The organism is Streptomyces sp. NPDC127119 (assembly GCF_042677425.1).
Lineage (GTDB): Bacteria > Actinomycetota > Actinomycetes > Streptomycetales > Streptomycetaceae > Streptomyces.
On record NZ_JBHXTO010000310.1, the window covers coordinates 1 to 1,420 of the forward strand.

1 protein-coding gene is annotated in these 1,420 nt (G+C 71.2%); it reads left to right on the plus strand.

Annotated features, from left to right (window positions below):
* Window positions 1–292: 292 nt before the first annotated feature.
* Complete coding sequence (locus ACFVH5_RS44355; protein WP_385839366.1) at window positions 293–1,303, plus strand: endonuclease/exonuclease/phosphatase family protein; 1,011 nt, start codon at window positions 293–295, stop codon at window positions 1,301–1,303.
* The last annotated feature ends 117 nt before the right edge of the window (window positions 1,304–1,420 follow it).

A 1,420-nucleotide genomic window follows, 5' to 3' on the forward strand; every position in this document is an offset into this window, starting at 1 on the left:
GGCAAAAGCTGGGGCGCAGCCCCGCTTTTGAGGGGCGCGGGGAACTGCGCGAACGGCCCCCACCGGACCCGCGGACGAAGGGGCGGGCAGGGGCGCAGCCCCGCCTTTCAGGGGCGCAGGGAACGGCCCGACAACCCCCCGCCACGCAACCCCGCACGCACTCCCCCCGTCTTTGAGAGAGGATCCATGCAGATGGACCGGGGTGGGTGGGGCGGAAGAAGTGGAAGGCACGGCCTTGCGCAGTACGACGACAGCCGAGACAAGCACGTGGACCAGGGACGACAACGTCCCGGTGTCGAGACACGGCGGCACACGGCCCGGCGCCTGGTTCGCAGCCTTCCTCCTCCTCACCGTGAGCATCGTCCTCGGCTGCCGCATAGCCGACACGGACGCCATCACCCCCATCCCCCAACTGCTCGCCTTCCTCCCCTGGCTCCTCGCCCCCACCGCCGTGGCCCTCCTCTTCGCCGCTCTGTCCCACTGGCGCATCGGCCTCGTCTGGGGCGTGGCCGCCCTCGCCGTGATCGCCTGGTACATCGAGCCGTACGGCAAGACGATGGAACCCGGCGGCGTCCCGGTCGCACAGATCCGCGTACTCACCGCGAACGTCGAGTTCGGCCGGGCAACGGACAGCCTGATCGAGGCGGTCTCGAAGCAGCGCCCGGATCTGGTCTTCGTCCAGGAGTGCGAGGACACCTGCGAGAAGAAGCTGAACCAGGCCTTCGGCAAGGGCGCCGAGGACAAGTCCGCGGCCAAGGCCAAGTCCAAAGACGGCGTCTACCCGTACCGGCAGGTCGTCGAGAGCGCCACCTCCGAGGGGTCCGACGGTTCCGTCATCCTCAGCCGTCACCCCCTGACCCCCACGAAGGGCATCCCCGCGACCATGGGCATGCCCGGCGCCACCGCCGACGTGGACGGCCAGGTGATCCACCTCCAGCTGGCCCACCCGATGCCGCCGCTGCCGTCCCACCTGGGGACCTGGCGCAAGGAGCTGGCCGCCCTGCGCGACTACGCCGCCGCGAACATCGGCCGGCCGACCGTCGTCGCGGGCGACTTCAACGCCACCCAGGACCACGCGGCCTTCCGCCGCATCCTGGACACCGGCTTCATGGACGGCGCCCGGCTCACCGGCGACACCCGTACCCCGAGCTGGCCCGCCCTGACGGCTCCGGCCTTCGGTGCCCAGATCGACCACGTCCTGGTGTCCCGGGGCTTCACGGCGACCCGGACCCGGTTCCTGGACCTGGACGACACCGACCACCGGGCCCTGGTCGTGGACCTGACCTTGCGCAAGAGCACGTGACGGGACCCGTACCCGGACGGGATCCGTACCCGGGAAACACGACGTGGGCCGCCCAAAGCGGACGGGGGGCCGGCCACGTACCAGGGGGGGGGGTGGGACCTACCAGGGGGGACCCCC